23 protein-coding genes and 2 pseudogenes are annotated in these 23,253 nt (G+C 61.4%); 3 read left to right on the plus strand and 22 right to left on the minus strand.

Annotated features, from left to right (window positions below; genetic code table 11):
* A pseudogene (locus ILT44_RS24785) lies at positions 1-195 on the plus strand (C1 family peptidase); the annotation flags it as partial.
* 199 nt (positions 196-394) lie between these two features.
* Here ILT44_RS24785 and ILT44_RS24790 read toward each other — a convergent pair.
* The 11 genes and pseudogenes from ILT44_RS24790 to ILT44_RS24835 all read right to left on the minus strand — a co-directional run bounded on the left by ILT44_RS24790 (position 395) and on the right by ILT44_RS24835 (position 9,136).
* Entirely contained in the window at positions 395-826 is a 432-nt protein-coding gene (locus ILT44_RS24790) for a response regulator (protein WP_204242284.1), read from the minus strand.
* Between the two features lie 237 nt (positions 827-1,063).
* Positions 1,064-1,297 (minus strand): hypothetical protein, encoded by a 234-nt coding sequence (locus ILT44_RS24795; protein ID WP_204242285.1) that lies wholly within the window; start codon positions 1,295-1,297, stop codon positions 1,064-1,066.
* 158 nt (positions 1,298-1,455) lie between these two features.
* Positions 1,456-2,154, minus strand: a complete 699-nt coding sequence (locus tag ILT44_RS24800; RefSeq protein ID WP_204242286.1) for a CYTH domain-containing protein — start codon at positions 2,152-2,154, stop codon at positions 1,456-1,458.
* 257 nt (positions 2,155-2,411) lie between these two features.
* The gene (locus ILT44_RS31530; protein WP_255549898.1) at positions 2,412-2,543 is read right to left on the minus strand and encodes a hypothetical protein; all 132 of its coding nucleotides are present in this window, start codon (positions 2,541-2,543) and stop codon (positions 2,412-2,414) included.
* A 206-nt stretch (positions 2,544-2,749) separates the two neighbouring features.
* Entirely contained in the window at positions 2,750-2,953 is a 204-nt protein-coding gene (locus ILT44_RS24805; RefSeq protein WP_204242287.1) for a hypothetical protein, read from the minus strand.
* Positions 2,954-3,739: 786 nt separating this feature from the next.
* Positions 3,740-4,726: a DMT family transporter gene (locus ILT44_RS24810; protein WP_204242288.1), complete on the minus strand. Its 987-nt coding sequence runs from the start codon at positions 4,724-4,726 to the stop codon at positions 3,740-3,742.
* 548 nt (positions 4,727-5,274) lie between these two features.
* Positions 5,275-6,018, minus strand: a pseudogene (locus tag ILT44_RS24815) (NAD(P)(+) transhydrogenase (Re/Si-specific) subunit beta); the annotation flags it as partial.
* Between the two features lie 122 nt (positions 6,019-6,140).
* Positions 6,141-6,872 carry an amino acid ABC transporter ATP-binding protein gene (locus tag ILT44_RS24820; RefSeq protein WP_204242310.1) on the minus strand — a complete coding sequence of 244 codons (732 nt, stop codon included), beginning with the start codon at positions 6,870-6,872 and terminating at the stop codon, positions 6,141-6,143.
* A gap of 35 nt (positions 6,873-6,907) precedes the next feature.
* Positions 6,908-7,567 carry an amino acid ABC transporter permease gene (locus ILT44_RS24825; RefSeq protein WP_204242290.1) on the minus strand — a complete coding sequence of 220 codons (660 nt, stop codon included), beginning with the start codon at positions 7,565-7,567 and terminating at the stop codon, positions 6,908-6,910.
* On the minus strand, positions 7,564-8,229 hold the full coding sequence (locus ILT44_RS24830; protein WP_147023206.1) for an amino acid ABC transporter permease: 666 nt from the start codon (positions 8,227-8,229) through the stop codon (positions 7,564-7,566). Before ILT44_RS24830 ends, ILT44_RS24825 begins: the two co-directional genes overlap by 4 nt.
* 73 nt (positions 8,230-8,302) lie before the next feature.
* Positions 8,303-9,136, minus strand: a complete 834-nt coding sequence (locus ILT44_RS24835) for a substrate-binding periplasmic protein (protein ID WP_204242291.1) — start codon at positions 9,134-9,136, stop codon at positions 8,303-8,305.
* 158 nt (positions 9,137-9,294) lie between these two features.
* Here ILT44_RS24835 and ILT44_RS24840 point away from each other — a divergent pair, with 158 nt between their 5' ends.
* Positions 9,295-9,993, plus strand: a complete 699-nt coding sequence (locus ILT44_RS24840) for a GntR family transcriptional regulator (protein ID WP_204242292.1) — start codon at positions 9,295-9,297, stop codon at positions 9,991-9,993.
* Positions 9,994-10,113: 120 nt separating this feature from the next.
* Complete coding sequence (uxuA, locus tag ILT44_RS24845) at positions 10,114-11,310, plus strand: mannonate dehydratase (protein WP_204242293.1); 1,197 nt, start codon at positions 10,114-10,116, stop codon at positions 11,308-11,310.
* 71 nt (positions 11,311-11,381) lie between these two features.
* Here uxuA and ILT44_RS24850 read toward each other — a convergent pair whose 3' ends face one another.
* The 11 genes from ILT44_RS24850 to ILT44_RS24900 all read right to left on the minus strand — a co-directional run bounded on the left by ILT44_RS24850 (position 11,382) and on the right by ILT44_RS24900 (position 23,195).
* Positions 11,382-12,146 carry an SDR family NAD(P)-dependent oxidoreductase gene (locus tag ILT44_RS24850; RefSeq protein ID WP_204242294.1) on the minus strand — a complete coding sequence of 255 codons (765 nt, stop codon included), beginning with the start codon at positions 12,144-12,146 and terminating at the stop codon, positions 11,382-11,384.
* Between the two features lie 68 nt (positions 12,147-12,214).
* The gene (locus ILT44_RS24855) at positions 12,215-13,267 is read right to left on the minus strand and encodes a tagatose 1,6-diphosphate aldolase (RefSeq protein WP_204242295.1); all 1,053 of its coding nucleotides are present in this window, start codon (positions 13,265-13,267) and stop codon (positions 12,215-12,217) included.
* 28 nt (positions 13,268-13,295) lie between these two features.
* Entirely contained in the window at positions 13,296-14,237 is a 942-nt protein-coding gene (locus ILT44_RS24860) for a PfkB family carbohydrate kinase (RefSeq protein ID WP_204242296.1), read from the minus strand.
* A gap of 63 nt (positions 14,238-14,300) precedes the next feature.
* The gene (locus tag ILT44_RS24865; RefSeq protein WP_204242297.1) at positions 14,301-14,918 is read right to left on the minus strand and encodes a dihydroxyacetone kinase subunit L; all 618 of its coding nucleotides are present in this window, start codon (positions 14,916-14,918) and stop codon (positions 14,301-14,303) included.
* A gap of 1 nt (position 14,919) precedes the next feature.
* Positions 14,920-15,906 carry a dihydroxyacetone kinase subunit DhaK gene (locus ILT44_RS24870; protein WP_239468518.1) on the minus strand — a complete coding sequence of 329 codons (987 nt, stop codon included), beginning with the start codon at positions 15,904-15,906 and terminating at the stop codon, positions 14,920-14,922.
* A 48-nt stretch (positions 15,907-15,954) separates the two neighbouring features.
* Complete coding sequence (locus ILT44_RS24875; protein WP_204242299.1) at positions 15,955-17,400, minus strand: FAD-binding oxidoreductase; 1,446 nt, start codon at positions 17,398-17,400, stop codon at positions 15,955-15,957.
* A 30-nt stretch (positions 17,401-17,430) separates the two neighbouring features.
* A complete protein-coding gene (locus tag ILT44_RS24880; RefSeq protein ID WP_204242300.1) occupies positions 17,431-18,189 on the minus strand; it encodes an ABC transporter ATP-binding protein in 759 nt (252 codons plus the stop codon).
* A gap of 11 nt (positions 18,190-18,200) precedes the next feature.
* Entirely contained in the window at positions 18,201-19,343 is a 1,143-nt protein-coding gene (locus tag ILT44_RS24885) for an ABC transporter substrate-binding protein (protein WP_204242301.1), read from the minus strand.
* A 45-nt stretch (positions 19,344-19,388) separates the two neighbouring features.
* Positions 19,389-21,269 carry a branched-chain amino acid ABC transporter ATP-binding protein/permease gene (locus tag ILT44_RS24890; protein WP_204242302.1) on the minus strand — a complete coding sequence of 627 codons (1,881 nt, stop codon included), beginning with the start codon at positions 21,267-21,269 and terminating at the stop codon, positions 19,389-19,391.
* A gap of 14 nt (positions 21,270-21,283) precedes the next feature.
* Positions 21,284-22,156, minus strand: coding sequence for a branched-chain amino acid ABC transporter permease (locus ILT44_RS24895; protein WP_204242303.1), 873 nt, complete (start codon positions 22,154-22,156; stop codon positions 21,284-21,286).
* A 91-nt stretch (positions 22,157-22,247) separates the two neighbouring features.
* Positions 22,248-23,195 carry a dihydrodipicolinate synthase family protein gene (locus tag ILT44_RS24900; RefSeq protein ID WP_204242304.1) on the minus strand — a complete coding sequence of 316 codons (948 nt, stop codon included), beginning with the start codon at positions 23,193-23,195 and terminating at the stop codon, positions 22,248-22,250.
* Positions 23,196-23,253 lie beyond the last annotated feature (58 nt).

A 23,253-nucleotide genomic window follows, 5' to 3' on the forward strand; every position in this document is an offset into this window, starting at 1 on the left:
CAGACCTATGGGCAGGCGATGCCCTCCCACGCGAAACTCGAGATCGCTTACTCGACGGGCAGCGGTGGTAAGACGGCGTCTCGGTCGCATGGTGGATTCGACAACGATCCTGTGACCCTAGGGACAATCATGTCGAGGGTTCTAGGACAACCCGCGCCGCACCCGTCCAAAGCCGATGAGCTGACGGGTTATTAGCGGCCTGAATGCAAGGCCTCATCCGTGTGCGGCGACCAGCAGTTCTGAATGGAAAAGATCCAGATTGAGCGAGAGAATCGGCGAGTTGAAACAGGTTCAACTGCCGTTGGCGATGCGATCACCATCAGTAGGAGGGCGGGAACCCGCCCCCTGACGGACCCGAGCCGAGATCGACGAGGAAAATTTCTGGTAAGGCCGTTCATTGTGTCGCGGCGCCTCTCAAGGCGTGCTCAACCGTCTCCACCAGTTCCGTAAGCCGATAAGGCTTGGCGAGAAAAGGCACTCCTGCCGATTCGCACAGGCCGTGGCCGATCCGGGAGCGGCCTGAGCTAAAGACAACCGACAGGAGTGGCTGAAGAAACAAGGCGGCTTGCGCCAGCCCAAAGCCGTCTTGCCCGCCCAGATTGATGTCGGTGAACAAAACATCCACCGATACATCCCGCAAAATGATCTCAGCCTCCTCAGCGCTGGCTGCCGTAAACACCTCGTAGCCTGCATCCGCCAAGGCTTCAGCCGCAATCTCGCCGATGATCAACTCGTCCTCAACGACGAGAACACGCTGGTACAGGGTCTTCGGGGCTGATGTCTTCGCCGGCTCAGGGCAGGTCCACAGGGACAGGATCGGTGTCATGTACGCAACCTCACTCAACACATCCGCGTGGTTAACGGCCGATTGTGGCAGCTGTTCAGAGCATGAACCGGCAAGAGTCGGTTATGGTCAGCAAAGGGTTAACGGCTGATCTCTTGGTTGCCGACGCGCTTGAGGCGGATCCGGGCTATGGACGCGTGTCTCCTCGCCAAGATGGTCAGACACTCGCTGTTATGAGGATCTGCCTGGCTGAACCAGCAGTAGACGGTATGCTGGCCCTTAATGTGTGGCGTTGGAGTTGCCGTCGATTGCGCCGCCCTTTTCCAGAAGGATCTGCCCGAAGGCGGAAAGCGCATGCGCCATCAAGTTGGATCGATCGCTCTCAGGCGCGAGCAGGATCAGATCGGCAAGGCTCTCGACCATTATGGACGCCATCTCGACGAGATCGGTGTCGCTGCGCTCGAAGCGCTCCTGCACGAGTTGATTGATCTGGCAGTGCAAACAGTCGGACATCTCATTCCCTTCTCTGGCAGCGGGTCGGACACGGCCGGCGCACAGCGCCCCTTTAGCTATGCTTTCAGGAGCTGTCTAACCAGGCTTCACGGTGCGAATGAGCGACTGTGACAAGAAGTCGACTACACCGCCGACCCTAGCGGACATTCCCCAATCCGTCAGCGTTGTCGCGGCTGCAGAGAGCGGGCCAGTTCGCGGATGACTGCATCCTCAATGCCGAGATCGTCGATCTCCTTATCCGCCTCGACCTCGGGGGGAGGAACAGGAGGTTCCGAGCCTGGAGAGACACCAGCCGCTGGTTTGGCCGATTCCACGCCTCGCCCGTGAACAGGCCAAGTGGTGACCCGGTCTTCCAGCAGATCGAGCAGGCTGCTGAGAGCCACGTTCGTGAGCTCAGCTTCCGGTGTGTCCGGAGCGCCATCAAGGGCCAGACGCCGACGCTGATAGGCAGGCTCGGAGCTGACCTCCGGCCCGAACCATGTCAGCAGAGGCAAGTCGTGCTCGTCCTCCGATGGAGTGGCTACTGCGACTAGATCGAGGGGGCCGGGCCTGACGACATGAAGCGCCTGGATCTCGCGCGAGCCAATGGAGAGGGTCGTGCGCAGGTATTCCACCTGACCCTGGCTGACGGCAAGCAGGGCCTGCGCATGGGCCAGAGGCAGGTCTGCTCGCTCCTCGGACGCCCCGTCACCCCCAGCCTCAAGGATCAGGCTGCTGCGGGCCTCCCCGATCTGGACGAAAGTGCTGCGCTGCGGCTGGTCGGCGAAATAGCCCTCCCGCACGCGCTCGCCTTCCCTCTCCTTCCGGATCAGGCGGGCCAGAGACGGAGCAATGACGAACAGGCGCTGTATGGGCACGCGGCGGGCCTCTCTCAAAGATGGTGGCGGGTGTTCGCCCTGCCCACAAACCTAGGGCACAACCTTGAGAGAGAAAGCAGAAGTTGCTTCAGGCGGCCGTCCACACTCTCGGCAAAGAGAAGCGCCCCGCATCGCAGAGGCGCTTGAGTTCCAGGGAGGACCAGCCCCCAGCCGCTCCATCATGGACCAGACCAGAATGCCTGAGGAACGGGGTGGTGGCTGTACCGCAAAGAGCACAGGCAGCAGGAGATGTGCTCTCAGAGGCTGGCCAGCAGGAGGCTGACGCCGATCAAGGCACCCAGCGAGACAATAAATCGGAGAGTGGCCGCCGTGAACGTCGGGGCCGGCACGGGAGAAAAGGCAGGCGCTGTGACTTCTGTCTGACGCATGTTGAAGACCTTCAGGAAATGTAGCTGGTTCTGGAAATTGGCAAAGCGGGGCGCAAACGAGCCGCCCGGCCGGAATTCATCTGCCCGATTTGCCTTCTGGTGTCTGTAGCCCTGGGGACACACGGCCCATGAGCCTTCCCACGGACGGCGCCGGCCGCAATTGAGAGCTGGACACATCCGGGCTCAGGCGAGCGCTGCGGATGGGGCTAATCCTCGGCCGCATCAGCTTGTTTGGCTGCCCTCCTTTGCCGGTGGGGCTTGCGCGCGTAGGAGTTCGGCCGGGTCACAGGCTTCGGCGGATCTGCGGGTTCCTGCGATTTCGCGTTCCGACTGCTGACGAACACCATGCTGCAGGTCAGGACGAACAGGAACGGCATCACCATGAAGGCGAAGATCTGAGAATCGGTCATTCCAACGGATTGAATGGTGCTGTGGGACAAAGGTGATGCCGTTAGCACAACCTGGGGATCGAGCTAGGCCCGGCAGCGCTGGTGAGGGGTGCGACCCGAGCACGGTACAGCATCTCAGCGTGAGAACATTGGTTCCCTGGCTCCATCATCATGACCTCGTGATGTGACGTGATGCATGAAAGTCTCAGCCCAGTGTGAACTCCGGCTGCTGATCGAGACCTGCTTGATCGGCCGTTTGCTGTCGGCATCAATGCGCCCGTTCTTCCGCGGTTCTTGGGCCCGATGCTGCGTCTGTGTGTTGCTCCTGCCGTTGCCACTCTCACCGTCGGGTTCGTGGTGACGTTCATCCTGTGCCTGGACAGGCTCTCCCCCGCCGGCGACGAGCAGCAGAGAGCCTGATCGCCTGAGGGGTTGAGACGCAAGCCGCTCACACGAACATCGTTGACGATGCGCGGGATAGACCTACTTGCCAAGTGTGGGTCATTCCCTTGGCACACGAGCGCCCTGGTCGAGGTTTGTAGACAGCGCCTTGGCCGGGGCGTTTCAGATCAAATTTTGGTAGTCCACCGCTACGCCAAGCTGCCGTGCTGCTTGTGCCGTTCGGCACCTCAGCTCACGCTCACTCGGCTGCCTTATACCGACAGCCGTCGACGAGCCCCGGACTGGGCACGGATGTACTGCCCTCCTGGACACCTCGTCGGACCGCAGCGCTGGCCTGCTCCATGCGCCCAGCGTTCCTCCGCATCAAACCTCGCAATCACAGCCTTCGCGGCCGTGAGTTCCAGTTCAAGGGCGACGGATCCCGGCCGCGGCAAGCCTCGCCTCCCGGGCCCTGATGCGTTCACGATGGGCCGTGTAGAGGCCGCTCGCCGCAATGACGGCTCCGCCAACGAGGGTCATGGCTCCAGGGATGGTGCCGAACACGCCAAAGCCGAGCAGCCCGGCGAACAGGAGCTGGACGTAGGAGAACGGGGCGATGGTGGACGCTGCGGCCTTGCGGTAGGCCAGGATGATGAGCCAGTGGCCCACAGTCGAGAAGCTGCCCATCAGCATGGCCACGCCGATCTCCCCGGCTGTGGGGGTGCGCCAGTGGAACGGCACAAAGGCTGTCAGGGCAATCAGCCCCACCACAGCCGACCATGCCAGGGTCGTCTCGGGCCGTTCCGAATTCATCAGGCGGGTGGCGATGGCGGCTATGGCCCAGGAAAGCGCCGCGCCAATCGGCAGCAGGGCGGCCATTTGGAAGGCTGAGCCGCCGGGCTGAACCACGAGCATCACGCCCAGAAAACCCACGGCCGCCGCGGCCCAGCGCCGGATGCCGACTTTCTCGCCGAGAAGCGGGATTGAAAGGGCGGTGATGAAGATCGGCGAGATGAAGTTGATCGCCGTCGCCTCGGCCACCTGGAGGTGTCCCAGTCCCAAGATGAAGAGGACGGATGAGCCGGCTACAGCCAGCGCCCGGATAATCTGGAGGCGCAGGCGCGGCGTGTGCATTGCCCTCGCCCCGCGTGCGATGAGGACAGCTGGAACGACCACCAGGCAGAAGACGATGTAGCGCAGCCAGGTGACTTGGATGGCAGGCAGCGTATCCGTCAGGACCTTGGCGGCAACATCCCCCATGGCGAAGAAGACCGTTGAAAGAAGAGCCAGGCCGATGGCGGCGAAGGTCGCGTCCTTGGCAGGAGCGCTGCTCCTCGCGCTTGAACGCGCAGTAACGCCCTCGGCAAGGGATGGACAATCCGCGACAGCGGAGACGGAAGGAGGAGGGCTCATGGGTGCTTGGAGGATCTTGGCGAGAGCATGGGGCTTCACGCTCTCTGGTGAGCCAGCAGGTTTACTCGGTACTGCTGAAAGTTGCGTGAACTGAGCGCGTGCCTTTGCGCGGGGCACCCCCGCGCTTGGCGCATGGAAGTCACGCTCCGGCCTGCCACGCACGCGGCCATTTGTGAGCCGTGCGACCGAAGTGTAGGTGCTTGGCCCTCAGTCTTTTGTTACGAGGCTTCCGCGACAGGGAACAACCGCACAAGAAAAAAGCCGGGCCAAAGGCCCGGCATAAAGTCGAGGTCGGACAAAACAGTCAAAACCTTCCAGAGGGAACGGCCGACACGGCAGCGCCGGGAGGAAGAAAGCGGTGCCGCGTTGAAATCAGCCGCTGCTGATATCGACCGCATCGCGCCTCTTTGCAATGCAGCACGCCTCATAAATGGGCTGCGCTAGGCGCATGCTTCCGATCACGTAGCTTTGTCGCGAAGGCAGCTCGGTTGCAGGCGTTGAGGTGATGGCACTGCTCATCGCGAAGACATCCTGCCCGCCCAAGCACCTCATATGGCCTGGACGAGCCGATCGATGCTGGCTTTGGCATCGCCGTAGAACATGCGGGTGTTGTCCTTGTAGAACAGCGGGTTCTCGATCCCGGAGTAGCCGGTCCCCTGCCCGCGGTTTGAGACGAACACCTGCTTGGCCTTCCACACCTCAAGCACCGGCATGCCGGCGATCGGGCTGTTCGGATCTTCCTGGGCGGCCGGGTTGACGATGTCGTTCGAGCCGATGACGATCACCACGTCGGTCTCAGCAAAGTCCTCGTTGATCTCGTCCATCTCGAGTACGATGTCGTAGGGCACCTTGGCCTCGGCGAGCAGCACGTTCATATGGCCCGGCAGCCGGCCGGCCACCGGATGGATGGCAAAGCGCACGTCCTTGCCCTTGGCGCGCAGGCGGCGCGTCAGCTCCGAGACCGACTGCTGCGCCTGCGCCACCGCCATGCCGTAGCCCGGCACGATCACGATGCTGTCAGCCTCCTCCAGGGCGGTGGCCACCCCGTCGGCATCGATGGCGACCTGCTCGCCGGCAATCGCCATCACCGGCCCGGTGGTGGCGCCAAAGCCGCCGAGGATCACCGAGATGAAGGAGCGGTTCATCGCCTTGCACATGATGTAGCTCAGGATGGCACCCGAGGAGCCGACCAGGGCACCGGCGACGATCAGAAGGTCGTTGCCCAGCGTGAAGCCGATCGCGGCCGCCGCCCAGCCCGAGTAGGAGTTGAGCATCGAGACCACCACCGGCAGCCTGCCAGTATAATCAAGTGAAAATCGAGTTTGCCACAGAACCGGTACTGATGGAGTGAGCGCCCCCAATGACCTTGGTGTGCCAAAGTGGAGGTGTTGCACCATCGATTTCGCTGTGATCGTTAACCGTTCCAGCCGAGGTGACTTAGAAATTCTCGCGTTCTCTCAGTGGTCGGAGCCTCGAAGATCTGCTGAGGTGGACCCTGTTCCAGCAGTTGCCCACGCTCGAACACCACAACCCAATTGGCTACTCGACGTGCGAAGCTCATCTCATGCGTGACGACGATCATCGTCATGCCTTCGTCCGCAAGATTTCGCATGACATTGAGAACCTCACCCACAGTCTCAGGATCGAGCGCCGAAGTCGGCTCATCGAAAAGCATGACATGTGGCTCCATCGCTAAGGCGCGAGCGATGGCGACGCGCTGCTGCTGACCACCTGAGAGATTGGCGGGGTAATTTGCGGTCTTGTCGGCGAGGCCAACCTTCGCGAGCAGAGCCATGGCACGCTTGTGCGCCTCATCCGCATCCATTTTCCTGACCGTTGTCAGACCGATTGCGACGTTCTCCAGCGCTGTTTTGTGTGGGAATAGCTCAAAGCTCTGAAAAACCATCCCCATGCGCTGACGGACCTTGCGCGTTTCGGTGTCGCTTTTTGGCAGTGGCTTGCCTTCGAAGCGTATTTCGCCATCATCAATTGTTTCTAAAGCATTGGTGCAACGCAGAAGGGTAGATTTCCCGGAGCCTGAGGGCCCAATCAGGCAGACGACTTCGCCGGAGTTGACGTGCATTGATACGCCATCAAGCGCGGTGAAGTCTCCATAGTTTTTGCGCACCTTGTCATAGATCAGCATCGGCGGCTTGTCGGCATTCTTGCGGGCAAAAGCGGTCATTCCCGCACTCCATACTTTCTGTGGATCCAGTCAACGATCTTCGCTTGGGGATAGCCCATCAGCCAATAAATCGCAGCCATCGCGGTCAGCATTTCCAGAACACGAAAGCTCTGTGAACGGATCTGCATTGCCGTATGGGCCAGTTCACCGACGGCGATAACCGAGACAAGCGAAGTGTCTTTGAAGAGTGAAACCCAAGTGCTGGCGAGGATTGGCAGCACTCGACGCCAAGCCTGCGGTAGGATGATCTGGCGGAAGACCTCACCCTTGCTCATCCCAAGAGCGAGCCCGGCTTCCGTTTGTCCCTTACGGATCGAATTGATGCCTGAACGAAATGTCTCGGAATTGTAGGCGGAGACGTTGAGACAAAGTGCGACAAGACCAGTAGCAAAAGGCGAGAGCCCCAACCCGGTAAGCACCGGCATGACATAGAATGCCCAGTAGACAAGTAGGAGCAGTGGTACGTTTCGGAACAGCTCAACAAATCCGGTCGCGAACAGTGCGACAGGCTTGAATCGCGACCCACGCATAAGAGCAAGAACGATGCCACCTGGTACTGCGATCAGCATCGTTAATGCTGTGAGCAAGATGGTGACGCCCGCACCTTCCAGCAGAAGCCAACGGCTTTGCCATACGATGGACCAATCGAGATTCATGACCGACCTAGATATGCGACGCGAATGTAGAACCGGTCGACGAGGCGTGTGATTGGGAAGATTATGAGAAAATATATCACCATGACGGTGGTGAAGATCTCGATCGGCCGATAGGTTTGCCCTGCCACAGTCTCGGCTTGACGCATCAGTTCCGGGACGGCGATGACCGCTGCGATCGCCGTATCCTTAATCGTGACCGATATAACCGAGCCGAACGCAGGCAACATACGCACGATGGCTTGTGGCAACAGGATATGGCGCAAAATCTGCGGGGTGGACATCCCGATCGCCAAGCCTGCTTGGATCTGTCCTTTGCGAATGGATGTCAGGCCAGCGCGTATGATCTCTGCCACGTAAGCAGCCACGTGGATGGTGATGCCGGTAAGGGCAGCCCAGAATGGTGCAAATGTGTAACCTGAGATGATGGGGACCGCGAAGTAAATCCAGACGAGTACGACAAATACCGGGATGGCTCGCATTGAATCGATGTAGAATACGAGCATCGCCCTCAGCCAGGCAGGGCCATAGAGACGGCCAAGCGCGACTGCTAGACCGAGCACAAAGCTGGTAATAACAGCGGCGATCGAGAGTAGGATCGTCAACCCTAAACCGGAAGCGAGAAACCGCCAGCTATCAAGCAGAGGCGAGAAATCAAAATCCATGGTCGTGTCTCTGGTGATTGCTCGCGCTATGTGCGAGGAGTCGGCCGCCTGCTATAGGCGGCCGACTGCGGCCTCACATCTTTTCAACCATTTGCGCTTCTTCAGTCGCTAGCTGCTTCTGCATCCGGTCGCGGACAGCATTCAGCCAAGCGAGGAACTCGGGCTGATTCTTGTCGATGGCTGAACCGATGTCGGTTCCCATTTCCTTACTGTCTTGACAGTTATTCCCTTCCGGGAGCGCCTTCAGCCCCTTGACCTTTTTATTGAGTGCGACCCACGGGATCCGATTGATCGGCGTGATGTCTGCACGCTTTGCCATGATTTCCTCGACGGGGGCTGCAGTGCCTGCGGTTGAGACACCACGCAGCGTAGCATTCGGGAAGCGGGTCTTCACCCAATGCTCCTCGCCGCCGCCCGTATAATAGGCCACCACCACGCCTTCTTTGTTGAAGTCATCAATGCTTTTGGCATTGGCGACCTTCGGGTTGTCGGCTCGGCCAAAAACGCAGAGACTGGTGGATGCGTATGTAACGAAGTCGATGACCTTGAGCCGCTCCGGTGTGACCGAGAGCGGCGACACGGTCATGTCCACTTGGTTTGACGCCAGCACTGGCACCTTCGTCTCATGCGACACTGGGACGGGCTGGAGTTTCGCCCCAAGCAATCGAGCGTACTCTTTTGCAAGAGTCCAACCTGGACCCGACCACTGTTCGCCGCCTCCGCTGGTATTTTCGACCAGCCATGGTGGATTCGCGAGCACACCGACGCGGAAGACGCCGGCCTTCTGGATAGCCTGCACGCGCGGGCTGTTTGTTGGTACGACTTCGTCTGCGCTCGCCGATCCTACAAACCCAATCAGGCAGGCGGAGACTGTTAGAGCGCGCAAGGCGCTACTCAGAAACTTCATTCGAGATCCTCCCAGTATTTATAGCGCAGCTTTATTCATGGCACGCTGGCGTATCAAACCCACGCTCATAAAGGAAAAGGTCGACAGCACCTTCGTATACTTGTATACAAGGTCGAACAGGTGTCAAGAGCTGCAGTCTAGAACTAAACGGAGGGATGATGCCGCTTAAGCAGAATCTGCCCTGGTGCACTGTGCCTACGCCTGCGGATGTAGAAACAATCTACCTGACGCTTCGAACCGATATCATCCGTATGCGGCTACAACCGGGTGAGCGGTTGTCAGAGAAGGAACTTGGCCTGCGTTTTGGAACAAGCCGGACGCCCGTCCGCGAGGCCATTGTTCGCTTGGTGGAGGATGGTCTGATCGAGGTTCGGCCACAACGCGGAACCTACGTCGCGCGGATCTCGCTTCAGGCGGTACGGCGTGCACGCTTCGTAAGGAGCGCACTTGAACTGGCGATCATTCGCGAAGCGGCCGAACACGGTGTGTCAGAAGCTGTGCTGGAAAAAGCAAAGCGCGCGATAGCCGATCAAGAGAATGCTCGTTTAGATCCAGAACGATTTACGACTGCGGACGACATGTTCCACCGCACCTTCGCGAATGGTGTCGGGTATGGGGACATCTGGTCGGTTGTAGAGAACCAAAAAGCACAATTTGATCGCATTCGCTTCCTCAGCCTCCCAAACGTTACGCCCGTTGATCACTTAATTGAACAACACCGCATGATCCTTTCGGCAGTGGAGGCACGAGACCCTGACAATGCCGAAAATACCCTTCGTGAACACCTTTCGATAGTTGTTGGAACTGCGACTGCATTGATGCGAATGAGTCCTGATCTGATCCTCAACGATGTTTGAGCTCGAAAGTTAATGTCTATTGCTCTCCTTTCCGCATCATCCCTTCTGGCCCATGGTGCTGCGGCGGAATTCAACACCTACACCGGCGCATAAGACCGGCTCTCCATCGAGGTTATTACCATGGAACAGACCTGGCGCTGGTTCGGTCCTGAAGATGTCATCAAGTTGTCCCATATCCGTCAGACCGGCGCGACGGGCATTGTGACAGCACTGCACCATATACCCTACGGCGTCGTCTGGAGCGCCGACGAGATCGAACAGCGGAAGGCGTTCATCGCGGCTGATACGTCGCTGGGTCTGCGCTGGAGCGTGGTCGAGAGCCTGCCAATCCACGAAAACATCAAGATAGGCGAAGGCGACCTGACGCCTCTGTTCGACAACTACCGGCAGTCGCTACGCAATCTGGCCCAATGCGGCGTCACCACCGTATGCTACAACTTCATGCCGGTTGTAGACTGGACGCGGACCGAACTCGCCTATCCTCTCCCCGGCGGCGGCACGGCCCTGCGCTTCAACGCACACGAATTCGCCGCCTTCGACTGCTTCATGCTGGAGCGCCCCAACGCGGAGGCGGATCACTCGTCCGAAGTCTTGACGAAGGCAAGAGAGTGGTACGACCGCTCCTCGGAAGCGGACCGGCGCCAGCTTCTGTCGAACATCATGGCCGGGCTGCCGGGTGCCTATGACCGCTACGACATCCCCGGTCTGCGCGTCATGCTCGACCGCTATCGGGACGTCGACGCCAACGCGCTTCGTGAGAACCTGGCCCGCTTCCTGCGCGAGGTGATCCCGACGGCGGAGGAAGTCGGCGTCCGGATGTGCATCCATCCCGATGATCCGCCGCGTCCCCTCATGGGCCTGCCGCGAATCGTGTCCAATGCGGACGACATCGGGTTCATCCTCGGGGCAGTCGACTCGCCTGCAAACGGGCTTACTCTCTGCAGCGGATCGCTTGGCGCCAATCCCGTTAACGACGTGCCCGCCATCGCCAAGCGGTTCGCGGACCGGATCTGGTTTGCCCACCTGCGCAACGTGGCCAAGGAACAGGATGGCTCTTTCATGGAAGCGGATCACCTCGGTGGCGATACCGACATGGTGGCTCTGGTGACTGTGCTCCTGGAGGAGCAGAAGCGCCGCAAGGATGCCGGAGACGCGCATTGGCGCATCCCCATGCGCCCCGATCATGGCCACGAGCTTCTCGACGACGTGGGCAAGCCCACTCATCCGGGCTATCCGGCGATAGGTCGCTTGCGTGGTCTTGCCGAACTTCGAGGCGTGATGAAAGCCATCTCGGCCCTGCGCAACCTGCCGCTCTAGTTTTGGGTTCTGTTGTAGCTTTGAAGCTTCGCCTGCTCCCAGCTATAACGTGAGCGTGAAGGTCCGATGCTCTAAGGCATATACTGGCCGCCGTTAACTTCGATGGTCTGCCCGGTGATGTAACCGCTCATCTGGCTCGATGCCAGGAACAGGTAGGCACCGACGCAATCCACAGGTCCGCCGAGGCGAGCCATGGGGATCGTCTTGCGCATTGCTTCAAGCATCTCGGGGGTCGAGAACCGCTCATGGAACGGCGTCATGATCACACCTGGAGCGACCGCGTTCACACGAATGCCATCGCCTGCGAATTCCTTCGCCATGTTGCGCGTGAGGTTGGACACGAAAGCCTTCGAGCCCGCATATAGAAGAGCGCCAGGGCCTCCGCCGTTTCGGGCCGCGATCGAACTCGTGTTGATGATGGCGCCGCCGCCCGCTTCCTTGAGGTAGGGCATAGCAGCCTGTGATGCCATCACGACGGAGCGAACATTCAGGTCGAGCACTTGGTCATAAAGCGCATCGTCGATCTCCATCGCGGGCACGCGGCGGACCAGTGCCCCGGCATTGTTGACCAGGATGTCGAGCCCGCCCAGGCGGTCGGCGGCCTCCCGAACCAACTTTATAGCCCCAGCGGTCGAGCTCACATCACCCCCGAGGGCCGAGGCCTGCCCTCCCGCCTTGCCGATCCCTTCGACAAGAGCATGGGCCTCCTTGGCACTGGCATTGTAGTGGACGATGACCTGCGCCCCGTGCTCGGCGAATGCCGCCGCGACTGCAGCCCCGATTCCTGTGCTTGACCCGGTGACCAGCACCCGCTTGTTCTTCAAATCCGGCATCATGACGACCTGTTCTCCCAATTGACCCAGCCCGGCTGATCGGCCGTGGCAAACCAAACGTCGTTCCTGCCCTATCGAACCGTTAGATCAGCATAATCCTGAGGGAACCCGTGTCCCGCAGCAGCAACCTTGATCCCTTGCGCCATGGCGGGCGCCTGAGTCCAGGGTCTCGCGCGACGGTCCGTAAGATCGTTGATCTCCTGCATGTAGCTGGCTGATTCTCCCGTCAGTTTCCGCTCGACCGCCGCCTCATCCGGGAAATGCCCGAAGGCCTTCCACCAGATTGCCCGACCGGCCAGATAGCCGTTGGCGCCGGCTCGGTAGGCAAAGCCAAGGACCCGCCGAAATTCGTCCATGCCGGCACCGGCACTCAACATGACCCAGGGCTTGTCGATGATCGTGCCGATCTCGTTGAAGAGATCTTGGGCTGCGCGAGTATCGGGGCCGTCCTGGTCCGGATCCGGCAACGCTGCGGCCGGAACGGGACTCTCCAGCTTATAGATATCGACCCCGTAGCTAGCATCGGCGAAGTCCCGGATACTTTGCAGGACAAGCTCCGGACGCTTGTCCTTGTGCTCGATATAGTCGGTCGTATGATCCTTCCCTCCAGCGAATGGATATACGAGGAGTTCCAGCAGAAAGGCGATGTCGTAGCGGGTGCACTCCTCGCCGACTGAGCGAACGAAGTCCTGCTGGTGACGGACCACCTCCGGGTCTGCGTCGGGGCGGTACCAAAGCAGCAGCTTCACGCCATCGGCTCCCATCCGCTTGATCTTCGCGACGCTCCAGTCCGGCGGCAGACGAGTCTTGCGGCCACCGGGCGTTTCGTCAAACTGGAAATCCTCAAGGGTGATGAGCAGGCCTCGGTCGGATGGGATGTCGGGCTCGGCGCGGCTGAAGCCGTAATCCGGATCGATCAGGATGGCAGAGCCCAGCGGGCCGAGGTGGCGGGTCAGGACGGACTTCGCAACCGCGAGGTCGTCATAGCCAGGGGTTCGCGGCGCCAACTTCTCCCCAAGGGCCTTCAACATCGGCGGACGCTGATCGACGGCCACCATTTTGAACCGGCCCTCCTTATCGGCGAGGCGGCGCAAGCCACGAAGCTTTCCGGCGGAGATTTCCATGTGAGCATCCTTCATTGCTAGCTGACAGCTAGGTGATCTTGATCGGGGTTTCTGAGGCGACTGGTTGAGAGGAGGATGCCATGAACTGCTCGACCTCGGTGCGGTTTGGGATCCCGGCACGTCCGCCCCAGCGCGTGCATTTCAATGCCGCCGCTGCGGAGGCGAGCCGTCCGGCATCCGCCGTGGCAAGCCCCTCACCAACCGCAAGAGCGAAGGCGCCGTGAAACACATCGCCCGCCGCCAAGGTGTCTACGGTCGCGACGCGGAAGGCCGGACAGGCACGAAGTTCCCCCTCGGCGAGCCAAGCAAAACCCTCTTCGCCGAGAGTGACACCCACAATTCCGGAGGTTTGTTCCTGCACAATACGGAGAGCCGCCGCGAAATCCGGCGTCCCGCTCAGCCGCTCGAGCGCCGGAGCGGAGAAGATGCTGTAATCGGCGAAGCCGATCAGCCGCTCGACGGCATCGTCGCTCGTCAGATCCGCATCGAGCACGGTGGTGACACCCTGGTCCCGCGCCGCCTGCAAGACCACCTGCGAGGCTGCGGGCCAGCGCACATCGCAGAGGACCACGTCATAGTCCCGGATGGTCTCGAGAGGGAGCCAGGAAGGGTCCGTCTGAAGCGTCCGGTCCGCGAAAGCGGTGATGAATCGATCCCCTTCGCTGTCGATGAGGACGGAGGAGACCCCGGATCGCCCCCCGGGAATCCGGCGAACGAGGCTGACATCGACGCCGCAACCCGCCAGCTCGCCGACGATGATCTGGCCGACGGCGTCGTCACCGACCCGCGCCCAAAGGCTGGCGGCCCCACCGAGCCGAGCCGCGGTCACAGCCCCATTCGCTGCAGGCCCTCCTCCTGTCAGGCCGAAGCTCTTGGCAAATACCTTAGTCGGCTCGCGCGGGATTTGCTCAACTGCGAAAATGTTGTCGAGAACCGCGACTCCGACGCATAAAACCTTCGCCTGGTTCATTTGGCAACCTTTAGGGCTGGCAGCCGGCTTGTGACTGCGAAACGTGGGTCACGGCAACGCGGGCTAGCGCACATTCTGCGGCTCTAGCCCTTCCAGCAATCGGGAGAATGCCAGCATGCCTGGATCATCGAGACCGATGCTCTTCTCGGCGAACATCCTGGCACGACCCAGCCGGTTGGGCTTGTCCCTGAAGGCATCGAGTGTATTCACCGTGACCAGCCAGGCGCGCGCATAGATCTCGCGGGGATCGGCGAGACCGTCGATCGCCGTCGCAACGGCGTCGAGGACGTCGACGACCGTCTTGTCACCCAATGTAGCACCACCCCGGGCCATCATTACGTCCCGCACCTTCTGCAAGGCCGACCCGAACTCTCCCCAGGGCAGTTCGGACCGCCCGCGCGTTTCCTTTGCGAGCGTCAGCATCGAGACTGTCACGAGGGTTCCGAGGCTTGATCCCGTCGCGGAGGCGCTCGCAGCTCCCAGGGACTGGAACACCGCACCAATATCCTCCTGATCCGGGGATGCGGCGGCAGAGAGCTTCTCAAACAGGCGCCGCAGCATGACGCCCGTATCGCCGTCGCCCACCTTTCCATCGGCCGCGTTCAGCTCGTCCTCCGCCCTGCGGGCACTTTCGGCCGCCTGAGCGACGGCATGGCGAAGCGTGTGTGCCGTAAGACCCATGTCACACTCTCCAAAACGGGCATTCTGCCGGAGCCCCGAGCAGACTCTCGAGTTCTTCGTCCAGCGAGAGAATGCTAACCGAGCACCCTGCCATCTCCATCGAGGTCGCATAATGGCCGACGAGGGGTTGCACGACGGTGAGGCCTCTGCCTGCGAGCTGCTGAGCGATGCGCCGGTAGAGGATGAACAACTCCTCCAGCGGCGTGGCACCCAGGCTGTTGACCAGCACCGACACGCGCTTCGACGAATGTTCGACCGGGTCTGCCAACAGGCGATCCAGCATCTCGTCGGCGATCCGGTCTGCCGGACGGAGCTTGTCGCGCCAGATCCCGGGCTCCCCGTGGATTCCCATTCCCATCTCGATTTCGTCCGGCCCGATCTCAAAGGTAGGCTTGGACGCGCCCGGGATTTGGCAGGGGGAGAGCGCCACGCCGATCGTGCGGCAACGGGCGACCGCCTTGGCAGCTGCGGCCGTGACCTCATCGAGGCTCGCCCCAACCTCGGCCTTCGCGCCTGCGATCTTGTAGGCGTAGATGATGCCGGCCACGCCGCGCCGCTTATGCATGTCCTCAGGTCCGGCGCTTGCGATATCGTCAGTCCCCAGGACTGTCGTCGTGCGAACGCCGTCGGCTTCCAGGAGCTCGCCGGCAAGATCGAAGTTCATGCGGTCGCCGCCGTAATTGCCGTAGAGCCGCAGCACGCCCTGCCCGCTGTCGGCGGCCCTGATGGCAGCCATGCAGGAGTCGACCGATGGTCCCGCGAACACGTCGCCGATCGCACAGGCGTCCAGCAACCCGCGCCCGACATAGCCGGTGAAGAGCGGAAGATGTCCCGAGCCCCCTCCTGAGACGATCCCGACCTTGCCGGATTTGGCTCCCTGGGTGGTCCGGATCACACGCTCCTCCCGCACCAGGGATGGATGGGCAGCCACCAATCCATCGAGCATCTCGTCGACGAAGTCATCGGCGGAGTTCATCAGCTTCTTCATGTCTTCCCTACCCTTGCTTGATGTGCGGATTTTGAAGTCAGCACCTTGCTAAGCACCGTCCAGATTACGCGAGAGGCCGTCAACTGGTGTGGACTCGCCAGGCAGGACCTTTCCGGGATTCATGATCCCCTGAGGATCGAGGGCCGCCTTCAGGAGGCGCATCACTTCGACAGCTCCCTCCCCATGTTCTGCGCGCAGGAACCTCGATTTTCCGTATCCGACCCCGTGCTCTCCGGTGCACGTCCCTCCGAGTTCTATCGCGCGCTGCACGAGCCTGACATTGAGCGCCTCGGCCTCGCGCACCTCGGCCGGGTTGTTCGTATCGATGATGAAACCAAGGTGAAAATTGCCGTCGCCCACATGGCCCAGGGTCGTGACCGGAAACGATGCGGCTTCGGTGTAGCGGCGGATATCGCTGATGCAGGTGGCGAGCTGCGACAGCGGCACGCAAGCATCTGTTCCCCAGCTTTTCGCGCCGGGCCTCAGGGCAAGCTGAGCGTAATGCAGATTGTGGCGGGCGTGCCAGAGACGGTTCCGCTCCTCGGCGCTGCTCGCCCATTGCCAATGCCCGCCACCGTTCGCGGCTGCGATCTCGCCAACGGTCGCAGCCTGCTCTTCGACGCCGCGAGGTGTTCCGTGGAACTCGAAGAAGAGCGTCGGCGCCTCGGGATAGGACATTCCGTTATAGGCATTGATGGCGCGCATGCAGAGGTCGTCCAAGAGCTCGACCCGCGCAACGGGCACGCCGGCCTGGATACTCTCGATAGCCGTTCGCACCGCGCTCCCGACATCGCTGAATGAGCAGACGGCGGCGGAGACCGCTTCCGGGATCCCGTAAAGGCGGAGGGTCACCTCCGTGATGATGCCAAGGGTCCCTTCGGACCCGACGAAAAGGCGGGTGAGGTCATACCCGGCCGACGACTTCCGGGCCCGTGTCCCGGTTCGAATGATTGTTCCGTCGGCAAGGACGACCGTCAGCGCCAAGACGTTGTCGCGCATGGTGCCGTACCGGACGGCGTTGGTGCCGGAGGCCCGTGTGGCCGCCATGCCGCCCAGCGTCGCATCCGCCCCCGGGTCCACCGGGAAGAACAGTCCCGTGTCACGCAGATGGGCATTGAGCTGCTGTCGGGTGACACCGGCCTGTACGGTAACGTCGAGGTCCTCCGGATGAACCGCCAGAATCCCGCCCATCTGGCTCAAGTCGATGCAGATCCCGCCACGGAGCGCCGCCACATGGCCCTCGAGGGACGTTCCCGCGCCATAGGGAATGACCGGAGCGTCGTGCCTCCGGCAGAGCATGACGATCGCGGCAACCTCGTCCGTCGAGCGGGCGTAGCAGACAGCGTCGGGCGGATAGGTAGGATGATAGGATTCGCCGTGACCGTGATGGTCCCGGTCCGCCGCGGACGTCGCGCAGCGCTCCCCAAGCACGGATGTCAGTTCCTGCACCAGTCCTTGAAGGTGGTGGTCGGGCGCTGAGCCTCTGGCTATCATGCGTGGCAACTTTCCATCAGAATCCGCCCGTTACGCTCCCAGGTACGTCTGGCGGACATAATCGTCCTCGATCAATTCTTCGGCCGGGCCGGACAGAGAGACGCGGCCGTTTTCCAGCACATAGCCGTAATCGGCGACGCTCAAGGCCGCGTAGGCATTCTGCTCGACGATGACGATCGTGCGGCCGGTCTGGGCGATGCGCCGAATATCCTCGAACATCTCGACGGTCAGCTTCGGGGAGAGCCCCATGGACGGTTCGTCCAGGAGCAGGACGCGAGGGCCCGCCATGAGGCCCCGCGCGATAGCGAGCATCTGCTGTTCGCCGCCCGAGAGGACACCTCCGAGAGAGTTCGCCTTCTTGGCCAGGACGGGAAACAACTCATAGCATTCCTCGAGTCCGGCCTTGAGAGCCGCCTTGTCATGGCGGCGGACATAGCCGCCGACATCAAGATTTTCCCGCACGGTGAGCGCCGAGAAGATGCGCCGTCGCTGGGGTACGCATGTCACGCCCTTGGAAACGATGGCCTCCACGGATGCATCGTTCACCGGCCGGCCATCGAGGCGAACCTCGCCGGCTGCCGGCTTCACCTTGCCGATGATCACATTGAGGGTCGTGGATTTTCCGGCCCCGTTGGCACCGATCACCGTGACGACCTCCCCCTGGCCGACTGTCAGGGAGAGGTCGAACAGAATCTGGGCCTTGCCATAGAAGGCGTCGACACCGGCGAGCTCAAGGACGGTCTGTCCGGCTTGGCTGCGTTGCGGGAGAGAGGCGCCAGGGGCGAGCACGATCCGAGTCCTCAGAACTTGACAGTCGTCAGGACCATAGGCTGGCCGCCCTTCACCTCGACGATATGGATCTGCTGGTTGCAATCACCGTTATCCTGGCACCGGTAGCTTGCCAGCACACCATCGTGCTGCATCTTGGCGAAAGCCGCCCGGACCTTCGCGGGATCGGTTGAGCCCGCTTCGTTGATGGCTCTCGCGGCAAGCTGGGTCGCATCGTAATAGGCTGAGGCCCAGATCTCCGGAAGCATATTGTACTTCGCCTGATATTTCTTGACGAAGGCCTGGATGCGCGGATCCGGGTTCGTCGGAACAAAGTCATTGGCGCTGATTACACCCTCAGCGGCGTCGCCTGCCAGCTTGATGAAGGTCGGCTCGCTCGCAGACGTGCTGCCGGCGAACCGCATATTCAATCCAAGCTGCTTCGCCTGGCGGACGATCAGGCCCGCCTCGTTATCGTGGGTCCACATAATCACCAGTGCAGCGCCAGCATTCTTCATACGGGAGAGTTGCGCGGAAAAATCCTTATCGCCCGCATTATGGCTCTCGACGGCGACAGGCTTGATGCCGGCCGCGTCCAGGATAGCAGTGATGCGGCTGACGCCCCCGCGTCCCATGTCATCCGCGACGGCGATGATGCCGATCTTGTCGGTCTTGAGTTCCTTCCGAGCAAACTCCACCAAGGCTCGGGCCTGCACCTCGTCGTTTCCGCGAACACGGATCACATACTTGCAGCCTCCGGCCGTGACGGGGATGCCCGATGCACTGGTTACGGAAATGGTCGTTCCGTCACAATAGGTTTTCTGCGTTGCCAGCTGAGCGACCGAGTAGTGCGGGCCAAGAATGACGGGCGCCTTGCTCACCTGCATGAGCTTGTTGACCGCATTGAGGGCAGCGTTCGGGTTGTCGCCCTGATCGTCCTCGAAGGCAACCTGCAGCGGCTTGCCGAGGACACCCCCGGCGGCATTGATTTCTTCCACCGCGAGCTCGACGCCCTGCTTGAAATTACGGCCGAGAAGGGCGCGCGGGCCCGTCAGGGGTGCAGAAGCTCCGATAACCGTCTGGGCCTGGGCCGGAAGGCCCGCCGCAGCCAGTCCGAAACCGGCCATCACGGTCGCAGCCACGAATGTGGATGTGGCTCTTGTGAAAAACGTCATGCATTCCTCCCTTTATCATGAAGGCCGCTTGGCCTTCTTTTCAGTTCATGATGCGCTGCGGATGGGCTCCGAGCGCGGGACCCTGCCTGGAGCCCTCGTCGTGTCGCGCTTGATCTTGCCGCCCAGATAGGCGTCGACGACAACGGGATCGCGAGCGACGTCGACCGGGTTTCCCTCGGCGATCTTCTCGCCGAGGTTGAGCACCACCACCCGGTCGCACATGCCCATGATGAGCTTGACCCGGTGTTCGACGACCAGGATGGTCATGCCCTGGTCCCGCAGGCGCATCAGGATATCGGCAAGGTCCATGATTAGACCACCGCGGAGGCCCGCGGCCGGCTCATCGAGGAGAAGCAGCTTGGGCTTGTTCACGATGGCCCGCGCCAGCTCGACGAGGCGGCTCTGGCCGAAGGACAGGTCACTCGTCGTCCGGTCGGCGAGCGCCCCGATGCCAATCAGGTTCAGGGCTTCGAGGGCTGCCTCGCGGGCTCGCTCCTCCTTGGCGAAGAGCGACCTCGTCCCGATGATCGATTCGATGGTCCCGCTGCGCCGCGAGTCCGGATGGGGCACCATGACGTTTTCCAGCACCGTCATAGAGGTCCAGAGACGGACATTCTGGAAGATCCGAGACACACCGAGCGCATGAACATCCCAGGCGGCGCGTCCACTGACGACCGAGCTGCCGAGTTCGATTTGACCAGCGGATGCCTGCACGATGCCGGAGCATACATTGATCATCGTGGACTTGCCCGATCCGTTCGGGCCGATGAGCCCAAGGATCTCTCCCTCCCTGACATCGAACGACACGTCGTTCAGGGCCGCGACACCGCCAAAGTGCTTGGTGACGTTGCGGACCTTCAGCAGTGGTGATTCCGCAGGAGCCGGAACGGCCCGCGTCGTCGCAGGACCTGTTGCATTGCCGTCGCGCTCGAGCGAAATCCCGGTCGTCTGCTCCACGGCAACCGGCGGTCCGTCCCGATAGCCGGGTAGGAACGGGGCGAGAATCCAGTCCGCCAGGATTCCCAGGCCGCGGGGTGCGAGGAGAAGGATGATCACGACGCCGAGACCGAATACAGCCATGTAGACCATCTGAAGGTCGCGCAAAGCCTCCGGCAGCACCGTTACGACAAGTGCTGCCAGGAATGTGCCACCGATCGAGCCGAGCCCGCCAATGACAACGATCAACAGAAGCCGGATGCTTTCGAGAACCACGAAGTTGTTCGGTGAGACGAAGCCGATGAAGAGAACGTAGAGGCCACCCGCGAGAGCGCCCCAGATGGCGCAGACCACGAAGGAGACGACCTTCGTCATCCGCGAGTTGACGCCCATCGATTCGGCCGCCAGTTCGTCGTCCCGGATCGCTCGCATGTCGCGGCCCAGTCGGGTGCGGAACACCCGCAATGTCAGCGCGTAGACGGCGACGGTGATGCCAAGCACCGGGAGGTAAAGATGACTTGCGGTGGACGCTCCTGGTCCCGGCAGGTTCACGACGGGGATGTCCCTCAATCCGAAGGCGCCCCCGGTCAGCCACTCCTCGTTCAGAACCACGAGGCGGAAGATCTCGTTCAGGCCGAGGGTTGTGATGGCGAGGTAATGGCCGCGGATGCGCACACTGATGAGGCCGAGGGCCGCCCCGACCAGCCCGGTTAGCAGCAGCGCACAGGGAAGTGCGATCCACCAAGGCAGGCTCGTCTTGAGGAGAAGCAGCCCGGTCGTATAGGCGCCCAGGCCCATCATGGCGGCCTGCCCAAGAACCACCTGGCCGGTAATCCCGGTGACGATGTTCAAGCCGAGCGCCGCGATGGCGGCGATCCAGGCCAGGTTGAGGACCTGAAGGTAATAACTGTTGAGGCCGATGAAGGGTGGAAGCGCCAGAACGGCGAGGAAGAGAACGAGCAAAGCAACGCGGGTTGATGTTCCGGTCATGAGCCTTTCTCCCCTCATGCCCGGTCGACGACTTTCTCGGGCAGGATGCCCTGGGGAAGAAACGCGAGGAACACCAGAAGTAGCGCGAAGGCGATCGCATCCTTGTAGGCCGAGGAGATCGTGAAGGACGCGATGTTCTCCAGGATGCCCAGCAGCAAACCGCCCAAGATGGCCCCTGGTATGCTTCCGAAGCCGCCGATAATCATGGCAACGAAGCCCTTCAGCCCAACCATCGTGCCCATGTCGACGGTGACGAAGAACAAGGGTGCAAGAAGGAGACCGGCCAGGGCCGCCAGCACGGACGAATACGCGAAGGTTCCGGCCAGGACGCGCTCGACCGGAATGCCCATTAGGGCTGCGGTCTCCCTGTCCATGGCGACGGCGCGCATGACCTTGCCCAGCATCGTATAGCGGAACACGAGGTACTGCGCCGCCATGATAAGGGTGACGACCGCGAGGATAAGCAGTTGCTGGTAGGAAATGAGGATCCCCGCAACATCGAGGGTCCTCATTCCGAAGGGACCATCGTACATGAGCGGCTCCGGCCCGTAGATGATGTGGGCCATCTCCTTCAGGAAGATACCAAATCCGACGGTTGCAATGATGGCGACGAGGGCCCGCTGCCTCTGAAGGCGCGAGAAGACAAGGCGCGAGAACGCGGCTCCCATGGCGGCCATCAGAATGGCAATCAACGCAAGCGCGAAGGGAAAGGGAAGAGCAAGACTTGTAATCAGTGTGCCGACGAAGATGTAGGCTGAAAAGGTGATGAATTCACCGGCAGCAAAATTGATGATGCCCATGGTGTTCCAGACGAACACGTACCCAAGGGCCACGAGAGCATAGATTGCTCCCATCGCGGCGCCGCTCGCGATCACCTGTCCCAGCATCGTTCCACCCTAAATTTTGTTGGTTGAACCCGCGTCAGCTCCATAGGCCGACGCGGCTGGTCTTATTGTAACTTGGCCTGACCGAAGGGGATCAGGCGGCATTCGCGCTCACGGACGCCGAGGCCTCCGTCAGGTCCAGTGGAAGGCCGCTCAGGGCCTTGTCCATCGCGGCCTTCTGATCATCCGAAACGTGCTGCATCGGAGCGCGAGGCAGATGAAACCCGAGGCCCTGGCGGTGCTGAATGTACTTCACGCAGGCCGGCAGGTTGTCATGGCTGATCACGTTCCAGAGCGCGTTCAGGCGTTTATGAAGATCAAGAGCCGTCTGGTGGTCGCCGGCCTGCACCGCATTCCAGAGCTGGACGCAGACGCCCGGCACCGCCGCGGTCAGCGCGGTGATGGCGCCGTGGGCACCCAGAGCGAAGGCCGGATAGAGCAGCGCGTCGATGCCCGACAGAACGACATTGTTCTCCGAAGCTCCGGCGACGAGGTCGGAAACCGATTTGAGATCCCCGGAGCTCTGCTTCATGCCGACAACGCCCGGGACTTCGCGCATGATGCGCAGCATCATGTCGGCGCTCAGATAGTTCCAGGGAATCACGTTGTAGATCAAAATCGGAATGCCGGTCTCTTCGTGGATCGTGCGGAAATGCTCGATGGTCCGCTCGGCATCGGGCTTGAATAGGTAATGGACCGGGGTGATCTGAAGCGCAGCGATATCGAGCCCCTTGAGGAGCTTTACGCGCTCGATGGCTTCGCGGGTGCTGTTGACAATAAGGCCGACTACGAACGCGCCGCGTCCTGCTACGGCCCTGTGGCTCTCGTGGGCCATCTTGGCGAACTCTTCCCGGTCGAGGGTGTGACCTTCGCCCGTGCTGCCGCCTACGACGATGCCGCTCACGCCTTTCCCTATCGCATGATCGATCTGCTCGCCGAGGGCGGAATAGACGATCTCCCCGCTCCTGTCGAAAGGCATGGCGAGGGGTGGGAGGATACCGCGCAACGTGGCTCGCGGGTTCGAAAGCTTCTGGTCGGCCATCAATCTCTCCAGTGGTGCGTAAGAGCGAAGGATCAGTGAGTGATCGTTCCCTACTGGT

It is taken from the genome of Microvirga arvi, assembly GCF_016892765.1.
GTDB classification, from domain to species: Bacteria; Pseudomonadota; Alphaproteobacteria; order Rhizobiales; family Beijerinckiaceae; genus Microvirga; species Microvirga arvi.